This window comes from Azonexus fungiphilus, from assembly GCF_003634965.1.
Taxonomy (GTDB): domain Bacteria; phylum Pseudomonadota; class Gammaproteobacteria; order Burkholderiales; family Rhodocyclaceae; genus Azonexus; species Azonexus fungiphilus.
The window spans coordinates 75,766-96,805 of the sequence record NZ_RBXP01000019.1; the positions used below are offsets into that span (position 1 = coordinate 75,766).

At 65.1% G+C, this 21,040-nt stretch carries 26 protein-coding genes; 20 read left to right on the top strand and 6 right to left on the bottom strand.

The genetic code is table 11. From position 1 onward, the window contains the following. Nucleotides 1-11 precede the first annotated feature (11 nt). Complete coding sequence (locus DFR40_RS15215) at nucleotides 12-362, bottom strand: hypothetical protein (protein WP_121459355.1); 351 nt, start codon at nucleotides 360-362, stop codon at nucleotides 12-14. Nucleotides 363-551: 189 nt separating this feature from the next. On the opposite strand from DFR40_RS15215, the gene DFR40_RS15220 reads away from it, so the two are divergent. Then, nucleotides 552-1,052 carry a hypothetical protein gene (locus DFR40_RS15220; protein WP_121459356.1) on the top strand — a complete coding sequence of 167 codons (501 nt, stop codon included), beginning with the start codon at nucleotides 552-554 and terminating at the stop codon, nucleotides 1,050-1,052. Between the two features lie 107 nt (nucleotides 1,053-1,159). After that, nucleotides 1,160-1,492 carry a Qac family quaternary ammonium compound efflux SMR transporter gene (locus DFR40_RS15225; protein ID WP_121459484.1) on the top strand — a complete coding sequence of 111 codons (333 nt, stop codon included), beginning with the start codon at nucleotides 1,160-1,162 and terminating at the stop codon, nucleotides 1,490-1,492. Between the two features lie 146 nt (nucleotides 1,493-1,638). Here DFR40_RS15225 and DFR40_RS15230 read toward each other — a convergent pair whose 3' ends face one another. The 3 genes from DFR40_RS15230 to DFR40_RS15240 all read right to left on the bottom strand — a co-directional run bounded on the left by DFR40_RS15230 (nucleotide 1,639) and on the right by DFR40_RS15240 (nucleotide 4,225). Beyond that, nucleotides 1,639-2,739: an NADH:flavin oxidoreductase/NADH oxidase gene (locus DFR40_RS15230; RefSeq protein ID WP_121459357.1), complete on the bottom strand. Its 1,101-nt coding sequence runs from the start codon at nucleotides 2,737-2,739 to the stop codon at nucleotides 1,639-1,641. A gap of 87 nt (nucleotides 2,740-2,826) precedes the next feature. After that, nucleotides 2,827-3,690, bottom strand: coding sequence for an NAD(P)-dependent oxidoreductase (locus DFR40_RS15235; RefSeq protein ID WP_121459358.1), 864 nt, complete (start codon nucleotides 3,688-3,690; stop codon nucleotides 2,827-2,829). 13 nt (nucleotides 3,691-3,703) lie between these two features. Then, nucleotides 3,704-4,225, bottom strand: a complete 522-nt coding sequence (locus DFR40_RS15240; protein ID WP_121459359.1) for an SRPBCC family protein — start codon at nucleotides 4,223-4,225, stop codon at nucleotides 3,704-3,706. Between the two features lie 109 nt (nucleotides 4,226-4,334). Between DFR40_RS15240 and DFR40_RS15245 the strand changes: the two genes are divergently transcribed. Beyond that, on the top strand, nucleotides 4,335-5,267 hold the full coding sequence (locus tag DFR40_RS15245) for a LysR family transcriptional regulator (RefSeq protein WP_121459360.1): 933 nt from the start codon (nucleotides 4,335-4,337) through the stop codon (nucleotides 5,265-5,267). A gap of 167 nt (nucleotides 5,268-5,434) precedes the next feature. Here the strand turns inward: DFR40_RS15245 and DFR40_RS15250 are convergent, their stop codons facing one another. Further along, a complete protein-coding gene (locus tag DFR40_RS15250) occupies nucleotides 5,435-6,778 on the bottom strand; it encodes a (Fe-S)-binding protein (RefSeq protein ID WP_121459361.1) in 1,344 nt (447 codons plus the stop codon). A 174-nt stretch (nucleotides 6,779-6,952) separates the two neighbouring features. Here DFR40_RS15250 and DFR40_RS15255 point away from each other — a divergent pair, with 174 nt between their 5' ends. The 7 genes from DFR40_RS15255 to DFR40_RS15285 are packed head-to-tail and all read left to right on the top strand — an operon-like array spanning nucleotide 6,953 to nucleotide 10,848. Then, nucleotides 6,953-7,264: an HvfA family oxazolone/thioamide-modified RiPP metallophore gene (locus DFR40_RS15255; RefSeq protein WP_121459485.1), complete on the top strand. Its 312-nt coding sequence runs from the start codon at nucleotides 6,953-6,955 to the stop codon at nucleotides 7,262-7,264. Between the two features lie 57 nt (nucleotides 7,265-7,321). Beyond that, complete coding sequence (locus DFR40_RS15260; protein ID WP_121459362.1) at nucleotides 7,322-7,855, top strand: peroxiredoxin-like family protein; 534 nt, start codon at nucleotides 7,322-7,324, stop codon at nucleotides 7,853-7,855. Then, nucleotides 7,855-8,697 (top strand): HvfB family MNIO-type RiPP peptide maturase, encoded by an 843-nt coding sequence (locus tag DFR40_RS15265; protein ID WP_121459363.1) that lies wholly within the window; start codon nucleotides 7,855-7,857, stop codon nucleotides 8,695-8,697. The genes DFR40_RS15260 and DFR40_RS15265 overlap by 1 nt, the downstream gene beginning before the upstream one ends. 2 nt (nucleotides 8,698-8,699) lie before the next feature. Next, on the top strand, nucleotides 8,700-9,428 hold the full coding sequence (locus DFR40_RS15270) for an HvfC family RiPP maturation protein (RefSeq protein WP_245985703.1): 729 nt from the start codon (nucleotides 8,700-8,702) through the stop codon (nucleotides 9,426-9,428). A 51-nt stretch (nucleotides 9,429-9,479) separates the two neighbouring features. Beyond that, on the top strand, nucleotides 9,480-9,992 hold the full coding sequence (locus tag DFR40_RS15275) for an HvfX family Cu-binding RiPP maturation protein (protein WP_121459365.1): 513 nt from the start codon (nucleotides 9,480-9,482) through the stop codon (nucleotides 9,990-9,992). Further along, nucleotides 9,989-10,627, top strand: coding sequence for a sigma-70 family RNA polymerase sigma factor (locus DFR40_RS15280; protein ID WP_245985704.1), 639 nt, complete (start codon nucleotides 9,989-9,991; stop codon nucleotides 10,625-10,627). Before DFR40_RS15275 ends, DFR40_RS15280 begins: the two co-directional genes overlap by 4 nt. Further along, nucleotides 10,621-10,848 (top strand): zf-HC2 domain-containing protein, encoded by a 228-nt coding sequence (locus tag DFR40_RS15285; RefSeq protein ID WP_121459366.1) that lies wholly within the window; start codon nucleotides 10,621-10,623, stop codon nucleotides 10,846-10,848. Before DFR40_RS15280 ends, DFR40_RS15285 begins: the two co-directional genes overlap by 7 nt. A 6-nt stretch (nucleotides 10,849-10,854) precedes the next feature. Here the strand turns inward: DFR40_RS15285 and DFR40_RS15290 are convergent, their stop codons facing one another. Beyond that, nucleotides 10,855-13,485: an autotransporter outer membrane beta-barrel domain-containing protein gene (locus DFR40_RS15290; RefSeq protein WP_170160245.1), complete on the bottom strand. Its 2,631-nt coding sequence runs from the start codon at nucleotides 13,483-13,485 to the stop codon at nucleotides 10,855-10,857. Nucleotides 13,486-13,823: 338 nt separating this feature from the next. Here DFR40_RS15290 and DFR40_RS15295 point away from each other — a divergent pair, with 338 nt between their 5' ends. The 10 genes from DFR40_RS15295 to draG all read left to right on the top strand — a co-directional run bounded on the left by DFR40_RS15295 (nucleotide 13,824) and on the right by draG (nucleotide 21,006). Then, entirely contained in the window at nucleotides 13,824-14,348 is a 525-nt protein-coding gene (locus tag DFR40_RS15295; RefSeq protein ID WP_121459368.1) for a YgjP-like metallopeptidase domain-containing protein, read from the top strand. Nucleotides 14,349-14,432: 84 nt separating this feature from the next. After that, complete coding sequence (locus tag DFR40_RS15300) at nucleotides 14,433-15,110, top strand: superoxide dismutase (RefSeq protein ID WP_121459369.1); 678 nt, start codon at nucleotides 14,433-14,435, stop codon at nucleotides 15,108-15,110. A gap of 143 nt (nucleotides 15,111-15,253) precedes the next feature. Beyond that, entirely contained in the window at nucleotides 15,254-16,753 is a 1,500-nt protein-coding gene (nifB, locus tag DFR40_RS15305; protein WP_121459370.1) for a nitrogenase cofactor biosynthesis protein NifB, read from the top strand. After that, the gene (locus tag DFR40_RS15310; protein ID WP_121459371.1) at nucleotides 16,754-17,032 is read left to right on the top strand and encodes a 4Fe-4S binding protein; all 279 of its coding nucleotides are present in this window, start codon (nucleotides 16,754-16,756) and stop codon (nucleotides 17,030-17,032) included. Further along, nucleotides 17,032-17,499 (top strand): ArsC/Spx/MgsR family protein, encoded by a 468-nt coding sequence (locus tag DFR40_RS15315; RefSeq protein ID WP_121459372.1) that lies wholly within the window; start codon nucleotides 17,032-17,034, stop codon nucleotides 17,497-17,499. The genes DFR40_RS15310 and DFR40_RS15315 overlap by 1 nt, the downstream gene beginning before the upstream one ends. Continuing rightward, a complete protein-coding gene (locus DFR40_RS15320; protein ID WP_121459373.1) occupies nucleotides 17,477-18,748 on the top strand; it encodes an FprA family A-type flavoprotein in 1,272 nt (423 codons plus the stop codon). The genes DFR40_RS15315 and DFR40_RS15320 overlap by 23 nt, the downstream gene beginning before the upstream one ends. A 14-nt stretch (nucleotides 18,749-18,762) precedes the next feature. Then, the gene (locus tag DFR40_RS15325) at nucleotides 18,763-19,050 is read left to right on the top strand and encodes a 2Fe-2S iron-sulfur cluster-binding protein (RefSeq protein WP_121459374.1); all 288 of its coding nucleotides are present in this window, start codon (nucleotides 18,763-18,765) and stop codon (nucleotides 19,048-19,050) included. 84 nt (nucleotides 19,051-19,134) lie between these two features. Continuing rightward, entirely contained in the window at nucleotides 19,135-19,497 is a 363-nt protein-coding gene (locus DFR40_RS15330) for a 2Fe-2S iron-sulfur cluster-binding protein (RefSeq protein WP_121459375.1), read from the top strand. A gap of 4 nt (nucleotides 19,498-19,501) precedes the next feature. Beyond that, nucleotides 19,502-20,074, top strand: coding sequence for a nitrogen fixation protein NifQ (locus DFR40_RS15335; RefSeq protein WP_121459376.1), 573 nt, complete (start codon nucleotides 19,502-19,504; stop codon nucleotides 20,072-20,074). After that, nucleotides 20,053-21,006: an ADP-ribosyl-[dinitrogen reductase] hydrolase gene (gene draG / locus DFR40_RS15340; RefSeq protein WP_121459377.1), complete on the top strand. Its 954-nt coding sequence runs from the start codon at nucleotides 20,053-20,055 to the stop codon at nucleotides 21,004-21,006. Before DFR40_RS15335 ends, draG begins: the two co-directional genes overlap by 22 nt. The last annotated feature ends 34 nt before the right edge of the window (nucleotides 21,007-21,040 follow it).

The following is a 21,040-nucleotide window of genomic DNA, read 5'->3' on the forward strand; positions in this document are numbered from 1 at the left end:
AAACTCCCGAATCAGGCCAGGCGCAGCAGCCCCGCCGCGCCCGCCGTAGCAGTGTCGCACGAAGCACCGCCCGGCAGCTCGGCGGCCCAGCCGAGGCGGCGCAATTCGGCCACCAGACCGGCAGCGCCGACACCGGCCACGATCACCCGTGACGCCCGCCGCCGCCACAACCAGAAGCGCAGCGCCAGCGGCACGCCGGCCCCGACAAAGCGCCGCTCGACCGGCATCGGCCAGCCCTCGGCAGCGCCCAGCGCCACCGCCGCCGCGCCCAGCCACCAGCGCTCGAACAGCCGCCGCACCAGTGCCGAATCGCCGTCGACACCGGCCGGCAACGGCAACAACAACAGGACTTCGCGTTCCATGATCGTCTCCCGTGACGGTTTCCCTGGAGACGAAGCTTAGGCGGGCAACAGAACCGCCGACAGACCGGAACGGGACCGGAAGCGGACGGAATCGGACATTCGATGCCGGCGCCCACGCAGCACCCGGGAATGACAATGCGCTGAACGGCAGGCAAAATGCGAAACATTCCTGTTTGGAGACGACAGCGCATGCCCACCGAAAACCCCTCCGATCTCGAGATCGCCCTCCCCGCCAACCCGTGGCTCTACGGACCGCCGCTCTTTCTCGCCGCGAACGCCGCGCTTTACGGGACATGGCTGGGTTGGCTGATCGTGTCGATCGTTCTCGGCGGGCTGGCCGCATGGGCGCTGATGCGCGCGCAATGCGTGCGCGTTCGTTTCGACACGAAGGAAGCGATATTCGTCAATTCACCGCTCAATCCCCTCCGCCAGCATCGAACGGTTTCGCTGGCCGCCTACTCCCGCGTCTATGCAACGGCTTTTATCAGAAACGGCGGCTGGTCGATCCACCTCGCCGGCCCGCACGGCGAACACGTGCGACTGGCGGCAATTCCCGACTTTCCCTCCATCTCGCTGCGCAATGATCGTATCCACGCGCTGTGCACGGAGATCGCCCGCGGCCTGGGCATTTCAAACGACGGTCTCGCCGGCATGCAGGCAAGCGCCCGGAACCGTCCTGCGCCCGAATGACAGCCTGAAACCCGGCAAGTTGCGCACATTTCACCGCGGGCAACAAGACTGCACATTTCCCGCCTGAAAACCTAGACTTGCGCCTCGTTCGTTACGAGATAGAAGCCGTGAAAAACTGGTTGTTTCTGGCAATTGCAATTACCTCGGAAGTCATTGCAACCTCGGCGCTCAAGTCGAGTGACGGCTTTACCAGATTGGCGCCGTCCCTGATCGTCGTGGCCGGCTATGGCGCTGCTTTCTATTTCCTGTCGCTCACGCTGAAGGTCATCCCGGTGGGGATTGCCTATGCGGTCTGGTCCGGACTCGGAATCGTCCTGGTCACCGCCATTGCGTGGTTTTTTCATGGTCAAAGGCTCGACGCATGGGGCTTTGTCGGCATAGGCCTCATTGCCAGTGGCGTCGCCGTGCTCAACCTGCTGTCAAAGACCAGTGCGCACTGAGAACGGCCATGTTTCGCGCTTCCCGCCCGGTTTCGTTGGCGCGATCAATCCACCTGTTCACGACTTCTCGGAAAATGCCCGAATCTGACGGTCGACCGTGAAATCCGGGCATTTTCTATGATGTCGAAGCGGGTGGGAGCGGTTTATCACACGTTCGCGCTATAACGTTCAAGCCAGTGAGCATACGGTGCCGGCAAGACCCAGGAAGGTTTTTCAACGCCAAGTACCTTGGCTGCTTGATAAGCCCAGTGAGGATTAGCCAGATGGGCACGGCCAATCATGACCAAGTCCATCTGATGCTCGGCCACGACTCGCTCAGCCGTCGCCGGCATGTCAATACCCCAGGATGAAGCCACCGGCATCCCGGTGGCGCTGCGTACTTTCTCGGCGATTGGCGCCAGGAATGCCGGTGCCCAAGGTATGTTGGCCTTGAGCGTGGAAAAACCCACGCTGACGTTCAACATATCCAGCCCCGCCTTACGGAAGGCGACAGACAAGTCGATGGACTCCGCCAGCGTTTCCTCGTCACAGCCATCGAATTCGATGACGCCGAAGCGTGCAGTCAGAGGTAAATGCTCGGGCCATACTTCGCGGACAGCTGCGAGAGTTTCCAGCAGGAAGCGGCTACGCCCCGCATAGTCGCCACCATATTGGTCAGTACGCTGGTTGGCGTGTACCGAGAAGAAGCTTTGGGCCAGATAGCCGTGCGCAAAATGCAATTCCAACCATTCGAATCCGGCGTCAAGGGCCCGTTTGGCAGCAGCAACGAAATCATCACGCACCCGGGCAATGTCTTCAAAAGTCATCGCCTTGGGGACTTTCGCTAGATTGGCACCGAAGGCCACTGCTGATGGGGAAAGGGTTGCCCATCCACGAGGGTCGCCATCGGCAATATGGTCATCCCCCTCCCAGGGGCGATTAGCACTGGCCTTGCGACCAGCGTGGCCAATCTGAATGCCGGGAACGGCACCACCTGCCTTGATCGCTGCTGCCAGCTTGGCTAATTCGGTTGCTTGCGCATCATTCCACAAACCCAGGCAAGCCGGTGTAATCCGTCCCTCGGGTGCAACGCCGGTTGCTTCCACAATGACCAAGCCAGCCCCGCCACGAGCCAGTGTCGCGTAATGAACGCGATGCCAGTCATTCACCAGTCCATCCACCGCACTGTACTGGCACATGGGAGGGATGGCGATGCGATTGCGGAGCGTGATGTCCTTGAGTTTGAAGTTGCTGAACAGTGCTGACATGCTGATTAACTCCTGAAAGGGCTACGGCACGCCAAGGAGACGTGCCGTTGAAATTTATGGCCCAAGCCTAATCGGATGTGATGAAACTCATACCGGGAACAGTTTGACCACGCTGGTCAGATGTTCACCACCTAAGCCACATCGTTCCGCTTCAGCGAATACCCGCTGAGCCGCAGCCAAGGTCGGTGCCGACTCCGGCGCAGGCGCCGATGCCAGCACGTACGCAAAGTCCTTGGCAACCAGTTCGACCGGAAATTGCGGGGCAAAGTTACCGGCGAGCATGCTGTCAGCGGCTCGTTTGGCAAACGGACTGCACACAACCGTCCCTGCCACTGACTCCAGCACACGGCCGACATCGACGCCGGAGTGCTTCAGGATGCTAATAAGCTCAGCCATCGCCGTCACCTGTATCCCCAGCAGTGCGTTAGTTGCCAACTTGGTCATGGCCGCGCTACCCAACGCCCCGACATGGTGAATGGCGCTGCCCAACGTGTTCAGCACCGGTTCCGCCCGCCTGACTGTCTCTTCGCTACCGCCCAGAAAATAAATGAGCTGACCAGCTTCAGCTTGTGGGCGCGACCCAGATACCGGGGCCTCCAGAAACTGGATACCGGATGCCTCGCTGGCTTTGGCTAGCTCGAAAATCCAGTTCCGCGATAGCGTCGAGCTGTCGATGGCGACAGCATTCGGCCCCATCGCACCCAGCGCCCCCGATTCCGGGTCAAGCCAAACGAACCGCGAAGCACTGTCGTCACGAACCATGGCAATGACAAAGTCTGCCTCGGCGGCAGCAGCACGGGGGGTAGAGGCAACCTGTGCGCCCAATTTGGCCAGCACCGCGGAGGCTTCAGGCGAGCGATTCCAGACGGTAACTTGATACCCTGCTTTCAACAGCCGGGCGGCCATCCGGCTACCCATGGCCCCCAACCCCAGGAATGCTATGTTCGACATGAGTCTCTCCTGATCAGCGGGATGTGTTCTTGATTTCCCGGGCTGCAGCAACCATTCCCTCCAACCAGTCCTGATGCCCGTTAATCATCGGGTTCGGTTTGGCTTGAGCAAGTGCCTGCGCCGGTTTACCGACTTGGGTTTCCTGGGTCAGGATGCGCACACGGCCACCTGAGAGTTCCTCAATCAACCAGGCATGATGAACATCCAGGCGATCTTCCGGTGTCGAGCCGGCCCAGCCATGCCAAGCAATGCGAGCCGCTTGTCCGACAACCGGCGGCACATGTTCGACCACCTTGGCCTCAACAGGAAAACCAAAGGTTTCGAAGTAGAAGCGGTCGCCGTTTGCCAGTTCCGGGCCTTTGCCATCGTAAAAGCGTGTATTGGCGGAGTTGGCGTAGTAAGTCGGCCAGAGGTGCGGCGTATTCAGCAAGGGCCATAGTTCCTCGACGCTCAATCCGGTGACGATGACTTCGTTGGAGCAGTAGTTGTCGGTAAAGCCGGGAACGTAGCCTGCAGGCCAGAGAATGTCGCTCATGATATTTCCTCGATTCGATGAAGTAGTTGACGAGACGCACTGTACTTTCAACATCGTTTCGAATAAATCACCTTAAACTCACATTATTTATTACATCAACGAACAAGTGATGCGAACATTTGATACGACCCAGGTCGGTAGCATTGAGCTCTTTTGCAAGGCCGCCGAGTTAGGCAGCTTTTCCGCCGCGGCGGAAACCCTGGGGCTGACGCCGGCCTCGGTCAGCCGGTCCATAAAGCGCCTCGAAGAACGCCTGGGGGTAAGGCTTTTCTCGCGGACAACGCGCAACGTGCGGCTGACGGCTGAAGGCGAGCTTTACTGGCAGGAGTGCCGCCAAGCATTGGAGCAGATTGCAGCGGCAGAACGGGCGATTACGGGGAATCAAAAAGTGCCGAGTGGTTTGCTGCGCATCAGTGTCGGTACGCTCTACGCCAATTACCGTTTGCTCCCGATGCTTCACCATTTCACGACGGCCTATCCGCAAATCGAGTTGGAGCTCAGTTTGTCGAACCGGGTCGCCGACATCGTCGATGAGGGTTACGACCTGGCCATCCGCATCGGCACACCTCAAGATTCAAGACTGATTGCGCACAAACTTGAAGATGCGACGGTTGGCATCTTCGCCACACCGGGCTATCTTGCCCGGCGAGGGGTGCCGCAAAGTCTTGACGACCTTGCATCACACGACTGCCTGCAATTCATCTTGCCGACAACGGGTCGTCCCATGCCCTGGATACTGAGCATGCCGGATGGCAAGGAACTGGACTACACCTTCCGCAGTCGTTTTCGTCTGCTTGATGACGCATTCGGTTGCATCAGCTGGGGCAATGCAGGCGGTGGTTTGTTCCAGACCTATCACTTCATTGCCGGGCCAGCCGTTGCCAGGGGCGAACTGGTCGAGGTACTTCAACCGTATGGCGGACGCTCCCGGCAGTTCTCCGTGACCTATCCTCAAAACCGGCACTTGTCCGCAAGGGTTCGGGCATTTGTCGATTTCATGCTGGAGCAACTGCGTTTTTCGGCCGCCCCCAATCCGCGATGAACAAGCAATGACCACTTCCGGCCAAATAACGGTCGATGCCCGGTTGAGTTTGCGAAGGACAGCAAAGGGTCGATTCCCGCCAATCAAGCTGTCACAACGCGCCCCAGCCACTTCAACTTCTCGGGAAATTCCGCAAATTTCACGGTCGACCGCAAAATCCGGGTATTTCAGCTGTCCAGCGCCTGCGCCAGCAGCACCGCCACATGCACCGCCTGACGGCCGCTGCCGTCGGCGATCTGGTGGCGGCAGGAGAAGCCGTCGGCGACGATGAGGGTGTCGGCGCTGGCGGCGCGGATTGCCGGCAGTAGTGCGAGTTCGGCCATGGCCAGCGAGGCGTCGTGGTGTTCGGCTTCCAGCCCGAAGCTGCCGGACATGCCGCAGCAACTGGCGTCGATGATCTCGAATTCGAAATCGGGTATCCAGCCGAGCACCTTCCTGACCGACTTCATCGCGCCGAAGGCCTTCTGGTGGCAGTGGCCATGCACCAGCGCCCGACCGCCGGGAATCGGCTTGAGGTCGAGCTTCAGGCCCTTGTTGCCTTCGCGCATCAGGAATTCCTCGAAGAGGAAGGCCTGTTTCGAGAGCTGACCGACGTCGGGGCCGAGGCCGAGGCTGTAGAACTCGTCGCGCAGCGCCAGCAGGCAGGACGGTTCGAGGCCGACGATGGGGGTGCCGGCGGCCAGCGCCGGGGCGAGCGCGGCCATGACCCGGCGCGCTTCGACCCTGGCTTCCTCGACCATGCCTTGCGACAGGTAGGTGCGGCCGCAGCATAGCGGGCGTTCGGGTTCGCCGTCGGTTTTTGCCGGTTCGAGCAGGTCGACCGTAAAACCCGCGGCGCGCAGCACTTTCAGCGCGGCAGCGGCGATTTCCGGCGTGTAGTAATGGGTGAAGGTATCGACGAAGAGCACCACCTTGCCGCGCTCGCCGCTCAATGGCGGGGTGTCGGCCTGGAAGCCGGCTGCTACGATTTCCGGAATCGGCCGCCGCGCCGAGATGCCGAGCCAGCGCTCGGCGAGCTTCGCCAGCCAGGGCGAAGTGTTGCGCCAGCGCACCAGCGCCTGCAGCGTCGGCCGCCATTCGTGCAGCCAGCGCGGCAGCGCGCCGAACAGCCGGGCCCGGCGCGTTACGCCCAGGCGCTCGTTCTTCTGCGCCAGGTATTCGGTCTTGATCAGCGTCATGTCGACCGCGCTCGGGCATTCCTTCTTGCAGCCCTTGCACGACACGCAGAGGTCCATCGCGGCGGCGAGGTCGGGGTGGGCGAAAGGGTCGTCGCCGAGTTCGCCGTTCAAGGCCGCCTTGAACGCCTTGACCCGGGCGCCGGTCGAATGTGCCGGGTCGTGCGTGATGCGGTAGCTCGGGCACATCACGCCCTTGCCGTCGCGCTGGCACTGATGGTTGTTCATGCACACCGCCACCGCCTTGGCGTAGTTGCCGCCGGTGGCGGGAATGCCGGCGTAGGCGTCGCCAACGCCGTAGGTGTCGTAGGCCGACCAGTCGAGATGGGTTTTCATGAAACGGGTCAAGCAAGACGAACGCCAGCGAAAAAACCCGGCAAATCAAAGAACTGTTAGGCACCGGCCTTGTCAGTTTGGCGACAAGCGATTTTTTTTGTAAGAAACCCGGCCCCGGCGCCGACCAAGCAGCAGGCAGGATTTCTGCCCTTACCCACCACAATGGAGATCAACATGAAAAAGCAGACCCTCACCTCGCTGGCCATCGGTTCCGCCTTCGCTGCCGTCGCCCTGACCCCGGTCGCCCATGCTGCCGACAACCCCTTCGCCGCCAAGCAGCTGAACGCCGGCTACCAGCTGGCCCAGGCCGACACCAAGGGCAAGGAAGGCAAATGCGGCGAAGGCAAGTGTGGTGCCGAGAAGAAGGCGGCCGACAAGAAAAAGGACGGCAAGTGTGGCGAAGGCAAGTGCGGCGCCGACAAGAAGCCGGCCGACAAGAAAAAGGACGGCAAGTGCGGCGAAGGCAAGTGCGGCGCCAGCAAGTAAGCCGTTTTGCCTGACCGGGCCGGCGGCGCTCGCCGGCCCATGACCTAGGAAATCCCGATGACGCAATCCCTGATTCCCCGCCAGCCGGTGCCGGCGCTCGATGTACCGCAACTCTCCGGCAACCGCCTCAAGCTGGTCTTCAACGAGGCGCCGGCCTTCACGCTGCTGGTCTTCTACCGCGGCTACCACTGCCCGCTGTGCCGCACCTACCTGAGCGAACTGAACCGCCTGCACGACGATTTCGTCGCCCGCGGCGTCATCGTCAAGGTGCTCTCCTCGGATACCGAGGAACGCGCCCGCCGCGCCGCCGACGAATGGTCGCTCGACAAGCTCGACCTCGGCTACGGCCTGAGCGAGGCCGATGCCCGCGCCTGGGGCCTGTACATTTCCACCGGCCGCGGCCTGACCTCGACCGGCGTCGAGGAACCAGCGCGCTTTTCCGAGCCCGGCGTCTTCCTGATCCGCCCCGATCTCACCCTTTACTGGGCCAATGTCCAGACCATGCCCTTCGCCCGGCCGCACTTCAAGGACATGCTCGGCGCCATCGACTTCGTCGTCGCCAAGGACTACCCGGCGCGCGGAGAAGCCTGATGAACCCCCGCCCGCCGCACGGCGCCGGCCTCGGTTTCCGGCGCGAACTGATCGCCCCGCTGCAGGCCGGCGTGCCGGCAGCCATCGATTTCTTCGAACTGGCACCCGAGAACTGGGCCGGCATGGGCGGGCGCTCGGTGCGGCAACTGCGCGAATTCAGCGAACGCTACCCCTTCGTCTGCCACGGCCTGTCGTTGTCGCTGGGCGGCAGCGGGCCGCTCGACGAGGCGCTGCTCCACCGCACCCGCGATTTCATGCGCGAACACGGGATGACGCTGTACACCGAACACCTGTCGTGGTGCGCCGACGACCGCCAGCTCTACGACCTGCTGCCGATCCCGCAGACCGAGGCAGCGGTACGCTGGACCGCCGAACGCATCTTGCGCGCGCAGGACATCCTCGGCCGGCAGATCGGCATCGAGAATGCCTCGACCTACATCGAGCCGCCCGGCGCCGAGATGAACGCCGCCGAATTCATCAGCGCCGTGGTCGAGGCCGCCGACTGCCTGCTCCACCTCGACGTGAACAACATCTACGTCAACAGCCGCAACTTCGGCTTCGACGCACACGCCTTCCTCGCCGCGCTGCCGCTGGCACGCACCTGCTACGTCCATGTCGCCGGCCACTACGTCGAGCCTGACGGGCTGATCATCGACACCCACGGCGCGCCGGTGATCGACCCGGTGTGGACGCTGCTCGCCGACGCCTACGCACGCATCGGCGGCGAGGTGCCGACGTGCCTTGAACGCGACTTCAATTTTCCCGATCTGGCGGCGTTGACCGTCGAAGTCGACACCATCGCCCGGCTGCAGGCCGCGGCAAAGCAGCGCAAGGCGGCCTGAACATGGAATTCCAGCGTTTCCAGCACGCCTTCGCCAACCACCTGCGCGACCCGCGCCGCGCCCCCCGCCCGGTCGGCGTGCCGGCGCGCGGCATGGCCGTGTATCAGGAACTGGTCGGCAACAACCTGCAGGGCTTCGTCGACAGCGCCTTCCCGGTCTGCCGCGCCATCCTCGGCGAAGCACGCTGGCAACGCCTGGGGCGTCGCTTCCGCCGCGACTGGCCGCTGCAGACACCATGGTTCCGCGAAATCCCGCGCGAGTTCGTACACTTCCTGGCGCAGACGCCGGGTCTGCGCCTGCCGCGCTGGCTGCCGGAACTGGCGCATTACGAATGGGTCGAGCTGGCCGCCGACATCGCCGACGCAGCAATCCCGCCGCACGATCCGGCCGGCGACCTGCGCCACGGCACGGTCGTCCTCAACCCGGTGCTGTTCAACCTCGCCTACGCCTGGCCGGTGCACCGCATCGGCCCCGACTGGCGGCCGCGCAAGGGGCAGGCAACGCAGTTGCTGGTCTACCGCGATGCCGACGACGTCGTCCGCTTCAGCGAAACCAACCCGGTCACCGCCCGCCTGCTCGCGCTGCTGGCCGCAAGCCCGCAAAGCGGCCAGGCCGCGGCACGACAGATCGCCGCCGAACTGCAACACGCCGACCCCGAGCGGCTGGTCGATTTCGGCGTCGAGCTGCTCGCCGACCTGCGCCGGCAAGGCATCGTGCTCGGCACGCTGTAAGTTTTTGTCCCCCTGCTCCGACCAAGGAACAAACGCCAACGGAGCCCGACCATGTACCACGTCCTCACCACCCTCACCCACCGCCTGCTCGCCGGGCTCGACCTGATCGGCCTCTGGCTCGGCCTGCTCTCGCTGCGCCTCGTGCTCGGCTGGGAGTATTTCGAAGCCGGCCGCGAGAAATTCCTCGGCGAGAACTGGTTTGCCGACATCCAGGAACGCTTTCCCTTTCCGTTCGACACCATCCCGGCCGACCTGAGCTGGCAGCTGGCCACCGGGTTCGAGCTGGTCGGCGGCATCGCCCTGGTGCTTGGCCTGGCCACGCGTTTCTTCTCGCTGTCGCTGATCGTCCTCACCGTCGTCGCCATCCTCAGCGTGCACTGGCCGGAGAGCTGGCAGACGCTGGCCGAACTGGGCCAAGGCTATGTCATCACCGACGACGGCCACGGCAACTTCAAGCTGCCGGCGATCTTCCTGGCGATGCTGCTGCCGCTCCTCCTGCTCGGCCCCGGTTGCCTCTCGCTCGACCACTGGCTGCGCCGGCGGACGACGGGAGACGTCGCTTGAGCTACCATCGGGCGCATCCGCGTCCGGCCAGGGAGCCCGCCATCGTCACCGCCGCCATCATCGACGACGCCTTCGTCAGCCAGGTCCGCCGCGACATGCTCGCCTTCGCCCAACTCCAGCTGCGCGACGCCGCGCTGGCCGAGGATGCCGTCCAGGAGGCACTGACCGCGGCGCTCACCGGCGGCCGCGACTTTGCAGGCCGCTCGGCGCTGAAGACCTGGGTCTTCGGTATCCTCCGCCACAAGATCGTCGACCTGATCCGCCAGCAAGCGCGGACGACGCCGATCTCGGCCTTCGGTGGCGATGACGACGACCTCGACCAGGCCTTCGACACGCTGTTCCGGGAAAACGCCCACTGGCAGCCGGCGCATCGCCCGGCACAATGGCTAGACCCCGAGGCTTCGCTGCAGGAAAAACATTTCTGGTCGGTGTTCGACGCCTGCCTGACGCACCTGCCGAAGAACACCGCCCGCGTCTTCATGATGCGCGAGTTCCTCGAACTCGATACCGCCGAGGTCTGCGCCGCGGCCGGAATCAGCACCAGCAACTGCCACGTCATCCTGCACCGGGCGCGCAGCGCCCTGCGCGGCTGCCTCGAAAAAAGCTGGTTCGTCGCCGGAGAACGTCCATGCTGAACTGCAAGCAAGCCACCCGCCGCATGTCGGAAGCCGAGGATCGTCCGCTCGACCTCGGCGAGCGCCTCGAACTCGGCCTGCACCTGGCGATGTGCCAGGGCTGCCGCAACTACCGCCGCCACCTGCGCGTACTGCGCACCGCCTGCCGCGGATATCGCGAGCAACTGCTGGGCGGCGAAGCCGGCGAGGCTGCCCGCTCCGAACCGCCATCCGGACGCTGAGCGGCGTCAGAACATCCAGCGCAGCTGGAGCGACGCGGTCTGGCTGAGGAAGCCCTCGCGGTGCGAGGCTTCGTAGCGGCCGGTGATCTCGGTTCCGCTGCCGGTGGTGTAGGTGACTCCGGCGCCGGCACGCAGGCGCCAGGCCGACTGGCGGGTGCCGTAGGTCACGAAGGCGGCGTCCGGCGCGCCGGCATAGGCCGAGGTGATGCTGGCATCGCGGTTGTAGAAGTCGTAGCCGGCACCGAGATTGGCACTCGCCTTCAGCTGGCTGCTGAAGGCATGGGTGAGCATCCCGTCCACACCGAGCACCAGGGCATCCGAGCTGCGCGACTTGACTTGCAGGTTGAGACCGCCGGCCCCCTTCTCGCGATACGCCTCGTCCTCGATCCAGGTGTAGTCGAGGCGGATCGACGGAATGAGGGTGGTGTTCGGCGCCAGGGCGAAACGCCGGTCGAGCGCCACGCCGGCATGCGCGGTCTTGCTCGCGTAGTCCGACCTGGCGCCAAGTCCGAGCAGGTTGATCTGGCGATACCCGTCGTTGCGCATGTAGCCGCCGTCGATCTGGAACGACAGGTCGCTGCGGGCGTCAAGTGCCCGGCGGCCGTAGACGATGAGCTGGTAGCTGTCCACATCGGCGCGCTGTTTCGGGCCGCCGGCGTGACTCGAGACGTCGGTCGCGGCATAGGCAAAGGCGACGCCCATGTCGCTGTCTGCGGAGAGGCTGCCGTCGACGCCGGCGACCAGCCCGCGGGTACCGGCGCCGTAGCCGCGGACGCCGTTGCGGTTGTCCTGGCGGGAACGGGTGACGAAGGGTTTCAGCCAGAGGTGCCGGTTGCCGAGAAAGGCATCGCCGGAGGAAATGCCGCGCGTCATGTCGATGCGCGACTGCACCACGGCGTTCACCCCGCCCATGGTGTCGCGGGCCAGAGACAGCGAGTTCCCGGTCAATAGCGGCAGCGTCTGTTCGACCTGGGCGGCGACCTCGCCGGCGCTGCCGCTGCCGAGGATGCCGGTCAGCGCCTGGTTGAGTTCGGGCGAATCGGTGCCGCTACCCGCCAGGCCATCCCAGACCGCCGCCGCACCGAGGGCGCCGGGGCGATCCGGAGAGACGGCCGCGCCGATGCTGGTCATGCCGGTGTCGCGCACCACCAGGTCAACGGCGTTGCTGCGGAACAAGGCCGAAAAAGCGTAACGCAGGGAGTTGTCGGTCACCCGCAGACCGTTGTCGGTGACGCCGCCGGTGGCGGTCAGGACGTTGGTCAGGTCGCTGCCGTTGAAGGCGGGTTTGACATCGACGGTGAAGGTGCCGCCGAGGTTGGCGCTGCCGCCGACCGCCAGCGTGCTGTAGCTGCCGCCGGCAGCGGCCAGCCCCAGGGTGCCGGTCGCGCTCTGGGTAAAGTTGCCGCCGACGCTGCTGGCAATCGGCGAGCCGGTGGCGATCGGGTTGGCTGCCGTCGCCCCCTGTTTCAGGTAGAGGCTGCCGGCATTGTTCAGGTTGGCCAGGGTTCCCAGGGAAATGCCGCCCAACAGGGTGCCGCCGACAGCATTGTCCACGTCCAGCGCGACACCGTTGGCAACCTGCACGGCGGTGACGGCGCTGGCGACGCTGCCGCTGTTCACCACGCTGCCGGCACTGGCCGAGGTAACGTGGATACCCACGCCAGTGGTGACGAGTGTGCCGCTGTTGCTGATGTCCACGCGTCCGCTATCGGACTCGGCCAACAGGCCGGTGAGGGCGTTGATGCGGCCTGCGTTCGCCATGCTGATCGCCCCCTGGGCGCTGGCCGCTGCCATCCCCGCATCATGGGCTGCAGCAATGACGCCGCTGGCCGCGTTGGTGACGGTAACGCTGCCGACACCATCGGTATAGGCACTGATACCGTGGAAATCGGGGCTGACCTGGGCCAGGTTGGGATTGCGGTTGGCGGTGATGCTGCCGCTGTTGGTCACCGTCACGTTGCCGCCGGTGCCGGCGGCAACGACGGCATCGTAATGGTCGGCGACGATCGTGCCGCTGTTGGTGATTTCGGCACCGCCATTGGCAGACCAGGCAATCAGGCCCTGGCGCGTCGTCGAGCGCACGCTGCCCTGGTTGTCGATGCGCGCCGTACCGTTGTAGTCGATGGCGCGGGCACCGGCCTGGTAGGCATGAACCGTGCCCAGGTTGGTGATGCTGACAGCGACCGGCGACAGGCTGGCCGAACCGCCATCGGCATACAGGCCGCGTCCGCTGGCGACCGTCACCGAGCCCCGGTTGATCAGGGTCACCGCGCCGTTGTTGGAGGTGGCGGTGATGCCATCGGAACTGGCACCGAAGCTGGCAACGGTGGCAGCGCTATCGACGCTGAGATCGTTGCGAGTGCTCGTATCGTTACTCTCCGAGCGCAACCAGACCGCACCGAACGGCCCTGCCGAAGTCACGCTGACGCCGGCGCCGATCGTCAGGTTGGCATTCCAGCCGGGCTGGCTGGAGTACATGTACACCGCCGGGTAATCGCTGCGATTGAGCACCGTGGTTCCGTTGATGGTCAGGCTCTGGTTGAACGGCCCGCTCGCCGAGGGATTGCTGAGCACGGCCACTGAGCTTGCGGTGACATCGGTGACGGTCAACGCGGAATTGCCGGCATTACCCTGCATCTGAATATCGGCGCTGCATTGCAACGCGGCAATGTTGCCTGAAGTCGTGCAACCAACCGCGAACGCATGCGGGGAGAAAACGGAGGCGCCAAGCAGAAACGAGGCATTGGCAATCTGGATCGAGAGGCGACGGGACGGAAAGCGGTGATGGCAGGAAGGAGGCATGATCGATTGGGGGATGTCGGTTGTTGGCCCGGTCTTGAAAGCCGGAAGGCATATGCAATGATCTTACGGAAATTTCGATCGAATATCGACCCCGGGCCGCCACGCCGACACTGCCCCTATCCAGGATCGCCATTTCACCCGACAATCCGCGCCTTGCCCGGACGTCAACCGCCTTGACCAGCACGCTCCCGCCCTATCTCGCCGCTTACCCGGCCAACCTGACCGAACCAGTCGCCCGCCTGCTGGCGCAGGGGCGGCTGGGCGAAGCCCTGCGCCGCAAGTATCCGGCCGCCCACGCGATCCGCACCGACCGGGCGCTGCACGACTACGTCCAGGCGCTGCGCGCCGAGTACCTGCGCAACGCGCCGCAGCCGAGCAAGATACTGTTCGATGGCAAGCTGCAGTCGGTCGGCCGGGCGCTCGGCACGCACACGCGGATCGCCCGCGTCCAGGGCGGCAAGCTGAAGACCAAGCACGAGATCCGCATCGCCGCGGTTTTCCGCGAGGCACCGCCGGAATTCCTGCGCATGATCGTCGCCCACGAACTGGCGCACCTGAAGGAAAGCGAGCACGACAAGGCCTTCTACCAGTTGTGCCGGCACATCGAAGCTGACTACCACCAGCTCGAATTCGACCTGCGCGCCTATCTCTGCCACCTCGCCGCCGGCGGCCCGCCGCTGTGGCCGGCGACGCCCTGAACGGCAGCGGAACTTCCTGGCCGGCATCATGCCAAATGGAACCCGGCATGCCGGGGACAACCCACGCCAAGGAGACCCCAGATCATGTCACTGACCCGTTTTGCCGCCATCGCGCTGGCCTGCCTGCCGGGCATCGCCGCCGCCCAGTTCAGCCTCGCCCCGCTGCCCTACCCGGCCGACGCGCTCGAGCCCTACATCGACAGGACGACGATGGAAATCCATCATGGCCGCCACCACGCCGCCTACGTCAACAACCTCAACACCCAGGCCAAGACCACGCCCGAACTCGCCGCCCTGTCGCTGACCGCGCTGCAGGGCCAGATCTCGCGTTTCGGCCCGGCGGTACGCAACAACGGCGGCGGCCACTACAACCATGACCTGTTCTGGCAGTTGATGGCGCCCGAAGGCCAGCGCGGCAAGCCGTCACCGGCGCTGGAAACGGCGATCAACACCGCCTTCGGCTCGCTCGAGGAGATGAAGAAGCGCTTCGACCAGGCCGCCCTCAGCCGCTTCGGCTCGGGCTGGGCGTGGCTGATCGTGACCCCGGACAAGAAGCTGGCGGTGACGTCGACCGCCAACCAGGACAATCCCTTGATGGACCTGCCCGGGATCGACCGCGGCACGCCGATCCTGGCGCTCGATGTCTGGGAACACGCCTACTACCTGAAATACCAGAACAGGCGCGCCGACTACGCCACCAACTGGTGGTACGTGGTGAACTGGAACGAGGTCAGCAAGCGTTACGAAGCGGCACTCCGCTGAAAACCGGGGCGGCTGTCGGCTTTGCGACAGCCGCCCCGACAAGGTCCGCCGGACAAAATGGCAATTCCTTGATTTGACGGGATAAAACACACTGGCACAGCGATTGCTGAAATGGCTCCGAACCGATTTCGAGGAGCCCGACCGTGGAACTTCCAGTCATCAGCAACAATGCACCGGCCGCCGACGGCGGTTGCTCGTCCAGCGGCTGCGGCAGCGCGCCGGATGCCCTGGCCCACCTGCCCGAGCACATCCGCGCCAAGGTCCAGGACCACCCCTGCTATTCCGAGCAGGCGCACCACTACTTCGCCCGCATGCACGTCGCCGTGGCGCCGGCCTGCAACATCCAGTGCAATTACTGCAACCGCAAGTACGACTGCTCGAACGAATCGCGTCCGGGCGTCGTCTCCGAGCTGCTGACGCCGGACCAGGCGATCAAGAAGGTGCTCGCGGTGGCCGCCGAGATCCCGCAGATGACGGTGCTCGGCATCGCCGGACCGGGAGACCCCCTGGCCAACCCGGGCCGCACTTTCGAGACTTTCCGCCAGCTCTCCGAGAAGGCTCCGGACATCAAGCTGTGCGTGTCGACCAACGGGCTGTCCTTGCCCGAGCACGTCGACGAGATCGCCAAGCACAACATCGACCATGTGACGATCACCATCAACTGTGTCGATCCGGAAGTCGGCGCCAGGATCTACCCGTGGATCTACTGGCAGAACAAGCGCATCTTCGGCATCGAAGGCGCGAAGATCCTGATCGAGCAGCAGCAGAAGGGGCTACAGATGCTGACCGAGCGCGGCATCCTGGTGAAGGTCAATTCGGTGCTGATCCCCGGCGTCAATGAAGAACACCTCAAGGAAGTCTCGAAGGTGGTCAAGGCCAAGGGTGCCTTCCTGCACAACGTCATGCCGCTGATCGCCGAGGCCGAACACGGCACCTACTACGGCATCATGGGCCAGCCGGAACCGACCCAGGAAATGCTGCAGGAGCTGCAGGACGCCTGTGCCGGCGACATGGCGATGATGCGCCACTGCCGCCAGTGCCGCGCCGACGCGGTCGGCCTGCTCGGCGAGGATCGCGGCGACGAGTTCACCATGGACAAGATCGACGTCATGGACGTCGATTACGAAGCCGCCATGGTCCGCCGCAAGGCGGTGCACGACGCGATCATCGACAAGCTGGAAGCCGAGCGCGGCGTCGCCAAGCCGAAGCCTGCCGGCATCCCGGCAGGTTCGCGGCCGGTGCTGATGGCGGTGGCCGGCAAGAACGGCCTGGTCGCCGAGCACTTCGGCCACGCCCGCGAGTTCCTGATCTACGAGGCTTCGCCGGACGGCGTGCGTTTCATCGGCCATCGCAAGACCGAGCTCTACTGCGGCGGCATGGATGCCTGCGGCGACGGCGACGTGGTCGAAGCCGGCGCCAGTGAATCGCTGCTCGACCGCAACATCCGGATCCTGTCCGGCTGCGAGGTGGTGCTCTGCGCCAAGGTTGGCTACGAGCCCTGGGCCAAGCTCGAGGCAGCCGGCATCGCGCCGAACGGCGAGCACGCGATGGAGCCGATCGAGGAAGCGGTGATGGCGGTGTACGAAGAAATCGCGGCGACCGGCAGATTGCTGCCGCAAGCCGATTCCCTGAAGGTGGCGTAAATGGCACTCCAGATCACCGAATCCTGCGTCAATTGCTGGGCCTGCGTCGATGTCTGCCCGAACGACGCGATCTTCCAGGACAAGCCGCATTTCCTGATCGACGACATGAAATGCACCGAATGCCTGGGCGATCACGCCGATCCGCAATGCGCGGCGATCTGTCCGATCGAGATGGCGATCGTCAACGAACTGGGCGAATTCCTCAACCCGCCCGGCTCGCTGACCGGCATCCCGATCGAGAAGCTGAAGGAATTCGGCCTGTGGCGGGAGGCAGCCTGATGGCGGTCGTCACTTTCTACGAGAAGCCCGGCTGCAAGGGCAACCTGCGCCAGAAGACGCTGCTCGCGGCGGCCGGCCACACGGTGCAGGCGAAAAACCTGAAAACCGAGGCGTGGACCGTCGAACGCCTGCTCCAGTTCGTCGGCAAGCTGCCGGTCGCGCGCTGGTTCAACCCGGCCGCGCCGGCCGTCAAGCACGGCGAAATCGTGCCCGAGAACATCAGCGTCGAGCACGCGCTGCAGTTGCTGCTGGAAAACCCGCTGCTGATCCGCAGGCCGCTGATGGAAGTCGGCGACGAACGGATGGTCGGTTTCGATCCGGCCGCGGTCGACGCCTGGCTCGGACTCAACGGCGTCGAGCTGCCGGCCGGCGACATCGAGGCCTGCGTGCATGGGCCGGCCGGTCACGGCAGCTGCGGCAGCCACGCGCACGAAGAAGACGACCATGCCGGTTGCGGGACTCACTGACGGCGCCGTCGAAATCGCACCGGGCGTCCACTGGGTGGGCGCCCTCGATCCGCATCTGCGTTCCTTCGACATCATCCTGAAGACCGCCAACGGCACCAGCTACAACAGCTACGTGGTCCGTGGCGAAAACGGCGTCGCGGTGATCGACACGGTCAAGGAAAACTACGCCGACGATTTCTTCCGCCGCCTCGAATCGGTGGCGCGCTACGACGAAATCACGACCATCGTCCTCAACCACCTCGAGCCCGACCACAGTGGCGCGCTGCCGGCACTGCTGCGGCGCGCGCCGCAGGCCCGCGTCTACCTCTCGTCGCGCGCCCAGATGATGCTCAAGGCCCTGCTCAAGCCGTCCGGCGAACCGCCGCCGGCCTACATCCCGGTCACCACCGACGACAGCGTCGACCTAGGCGGGCGCACGCTGCGCTTCCTGCACACCCCCTACCTGCACTGGCCGGACACCCAGTGCACCTACCTGGTCGAGGATGGCATCCTCTTCTCCGGCGACGTCTTCGGCTGCCATTTCTGCGATGCGCGGCTGTTCAACGACCGCGTCGGCGATTTCCGCTTTTCCTTCGAGTACTACTACGCGCACATCATGCGCCCCTTCCGCGAGTACGTGCTCGACGCGCTGGCGCTGATCGAGCCGCTCGAACTGACGGCGATCGCCCCGGCGCACGGGCCGATCCTGCGCCACGCACCGCGCGACTACCTGCACCGCTACCGCGAGCTGGCCACGCCGCGGCTGCACAACGAGGCACGCGTCGAAAAGACGCTGCTCGTCTTCTACATCTCGGCCTACGGCAACACCCGGCGCATGGCCGAGGCGCTCGCCGCCGGCGCCGAATGCCTCGGCGGCGTGCGCGTCTCGCTGTACGACCTCGAAGGCGGCGAGTCCGGCGTATTCACAGACCTGATCGAGGAAGCCGACGGCCTCGCCATCGGCAGCCCGACGATCAACGCCGACGCGGTGCGGCCGGTATGGGACCTGCTCTCGTCGCTGACCACCGTCAACGTCAAGGGCAAGCTCGGCGCCGCCTTCGGCTCCTACGGCTGGAGCGGCGAAGCGGTGCGCCTGATCGAGGACCGCCTGCGCGGACTCAAGCTGCGGCTGCCGCTCGAAGGCCTGCGCATCAAGCTGGTCCCCGACGCCGGCGAGCTCGACGCCTGTCGCGCGCTCGGCGAACAACTCGCCCGGCACCTGACCGGCCGCCTGGAAACCCGCGAAATCGACCTGGCCGCCCTGGCCTGACCCTGGAGAAAGCCATGCCCAAAGCCAAAGTCACCTTCGAAGACATCGGCGTCGCCGTCACCGTGCCGGCCGGCACCCGCCTCATCGAAGTCTCGGAAAAGGTCGGCGCCGGCATCACCTACGGCTGCCGCGAAGGCGAATGCTGCACCTGTCTGACCAAGGTCGTCGCCGGCGGCGAAAACCTCGCGCCACCGAGCGTGCTCGAGGATCAGGTGCTCAAGGACAACCTCGCCCCGCGCGGCCACCGCCTCGCCTGCCAGGCCCAGATCCTCGGCGGCGAACTGGTGGTGCGGCCGGCCTGAGGCGCAGGACAAGGAACAAGACTAAAAGCAGGCAAGCCATCCCAAGCCAGAGAAAACCGATCAACCCGCATTCAGGAGCCCACCATGGCACTCATCACCTTCAGCAGTCCGATGCACAAGGACAAGACCGTCTACGCCGTTGCCGGCAGCCACACCCAGACCATCCTGGCGCTGGCCAAGGAACATCACATCCCGATCGACTTCGGTTGCCAGGAAGGCAACTGCGGCACCTGCCTGGTCAAGGTCTCGTCGGTGGACGGCAAGCGCCGCCCGATGGGCGGCCCGCTCAATCCGCGCGAAGTCGCCGCCTTGCTCGAGTTCGGCCACATCACCAAGGCCGAGGTCGAGCAGATGTACGTCGACGACATCCCGCCGACGCAATGGCGGCTGGCCTGCCAGATGATCGTCCGCGACGAGGACATCCTGGTCGAGTACCCGAGCAAGTGACGCGATGAACGGCCCGGATCGTCTGCCCTGGCGCACGCTGCTCGGCGACGCGCTGCTCGCCGCCCCGGCGCGCGGCGCGGCGGCGGCCGATCTGAACCGGCCGTTGCTGGCCGCCCTGGTCGCCGGGCAGGCTGCCGGCGACGGCTGCCTGCCGGCCGACCTCGGCCTGGGCGAGGCGGTCTGGTGCCACCTGCTCGCCACCTATTTCCCCGGCCAGCAGCCGCAGCCGTACCAGCGCACGGTCGAGCGCATTCCCGAATGGCCGGACCTGCAGCGCCTGCTGCTGGCCAATCGCGCCGCCACCAGCGCCTCCGAGCTGATCGTCGCCAGCATCGTCGCCACCGCCTGCGCCGGCCGCGACCATCTCTGGCAGGACCTCGGCCTGAGCAGCCGCGACCAGCTCAGCGAGCTGATGTGGCGCAACTTCCCCGGCCTGGCCCGGGCCAACAGCGGCGACATGAAATGGAAAAAATTCCTCTATCGCCAGTTCTGCGCCGAAGAAGGCATCTACGTCTGTCCCGCGCCCTCCTGCGGGGTCTGCAAGGATTATGCGAAATGTTTTGGACCGGAGAACTGATCGCCCGCAACGCCCCCGTACGCCGCCGCGTCAGCAGCGAGCGGACGCCGCTGGTCGAACGCGCGGTTGCCGCCTACGTCGGCCTGGCGATCGGCGATGCGCTCGGTGCCACCGTCGAATTCATGACCCCCAAGGAAATCCGCGCCCACCACGGCGTGCATGACCAGATCAGCGGCGGCGGCTGGCTGCGCCTGAAGCCCGGTCAGGTCACCGACGACACGACGATGGCCCTGGCCCTCGGCGAAGCCATCCTCGCCGCCGGCCGCGTCGACGCGCTCGCCATCGCCGACGCCTTCGACGCCTGGATGCGCGCCAAACCGGTCGACATCGGCAACACCGTCCGCCGCAACCTGGTCGCCTTCCGCACCAGTCGCAATCCGCAGGCGCCGGCGAGCGAGCACGACGCCGGCAACGGCGCTGCCATGCGCTGCCTGCCGGTGGCCCTGGCCTGTCACGGTCAACCGCCGGAAACGGTCATTTCTGCCAGCCGCGCCCAGGCGCACGTCACCCACCACAACGCCCTTTCCGACGCCGCATGCGAGACGCTGATCTTCATGGTCCAGGACTTCCTCGCCGGTCGCAGCGCGCACGACGTCGAACGCCAGCGCCTCGGCCCGCTGGTCGCCGCCCACCCGGTCTTCGCCTGGGACCGCAAGCACTGCGAGAACCCCGGCGGTTACGTCGTGGACACGCTGCGGGCGGTTTTCCAGTCGTTCTACGCCACCGAGTGCTTCGAGGACTGCCTGATCGACATCGTCAATCGCGGTGGCGACGCCGATACCACCGGCGCCATCGCCGGCATGCTCGCCGGCGCCCGTTACGGGCTGGCGGCGATCCCCCGGCGCTGGCTGCGCGCCCTCGACGAAGTCACCCGGGTACGCTGCGAAAAACAGGCCGAAGCCCTGATCCGCCTTGCCGAAAGCCAGCACTGACCGGGGCCGGTGACTTTTTCCGGCGAATTCGGTA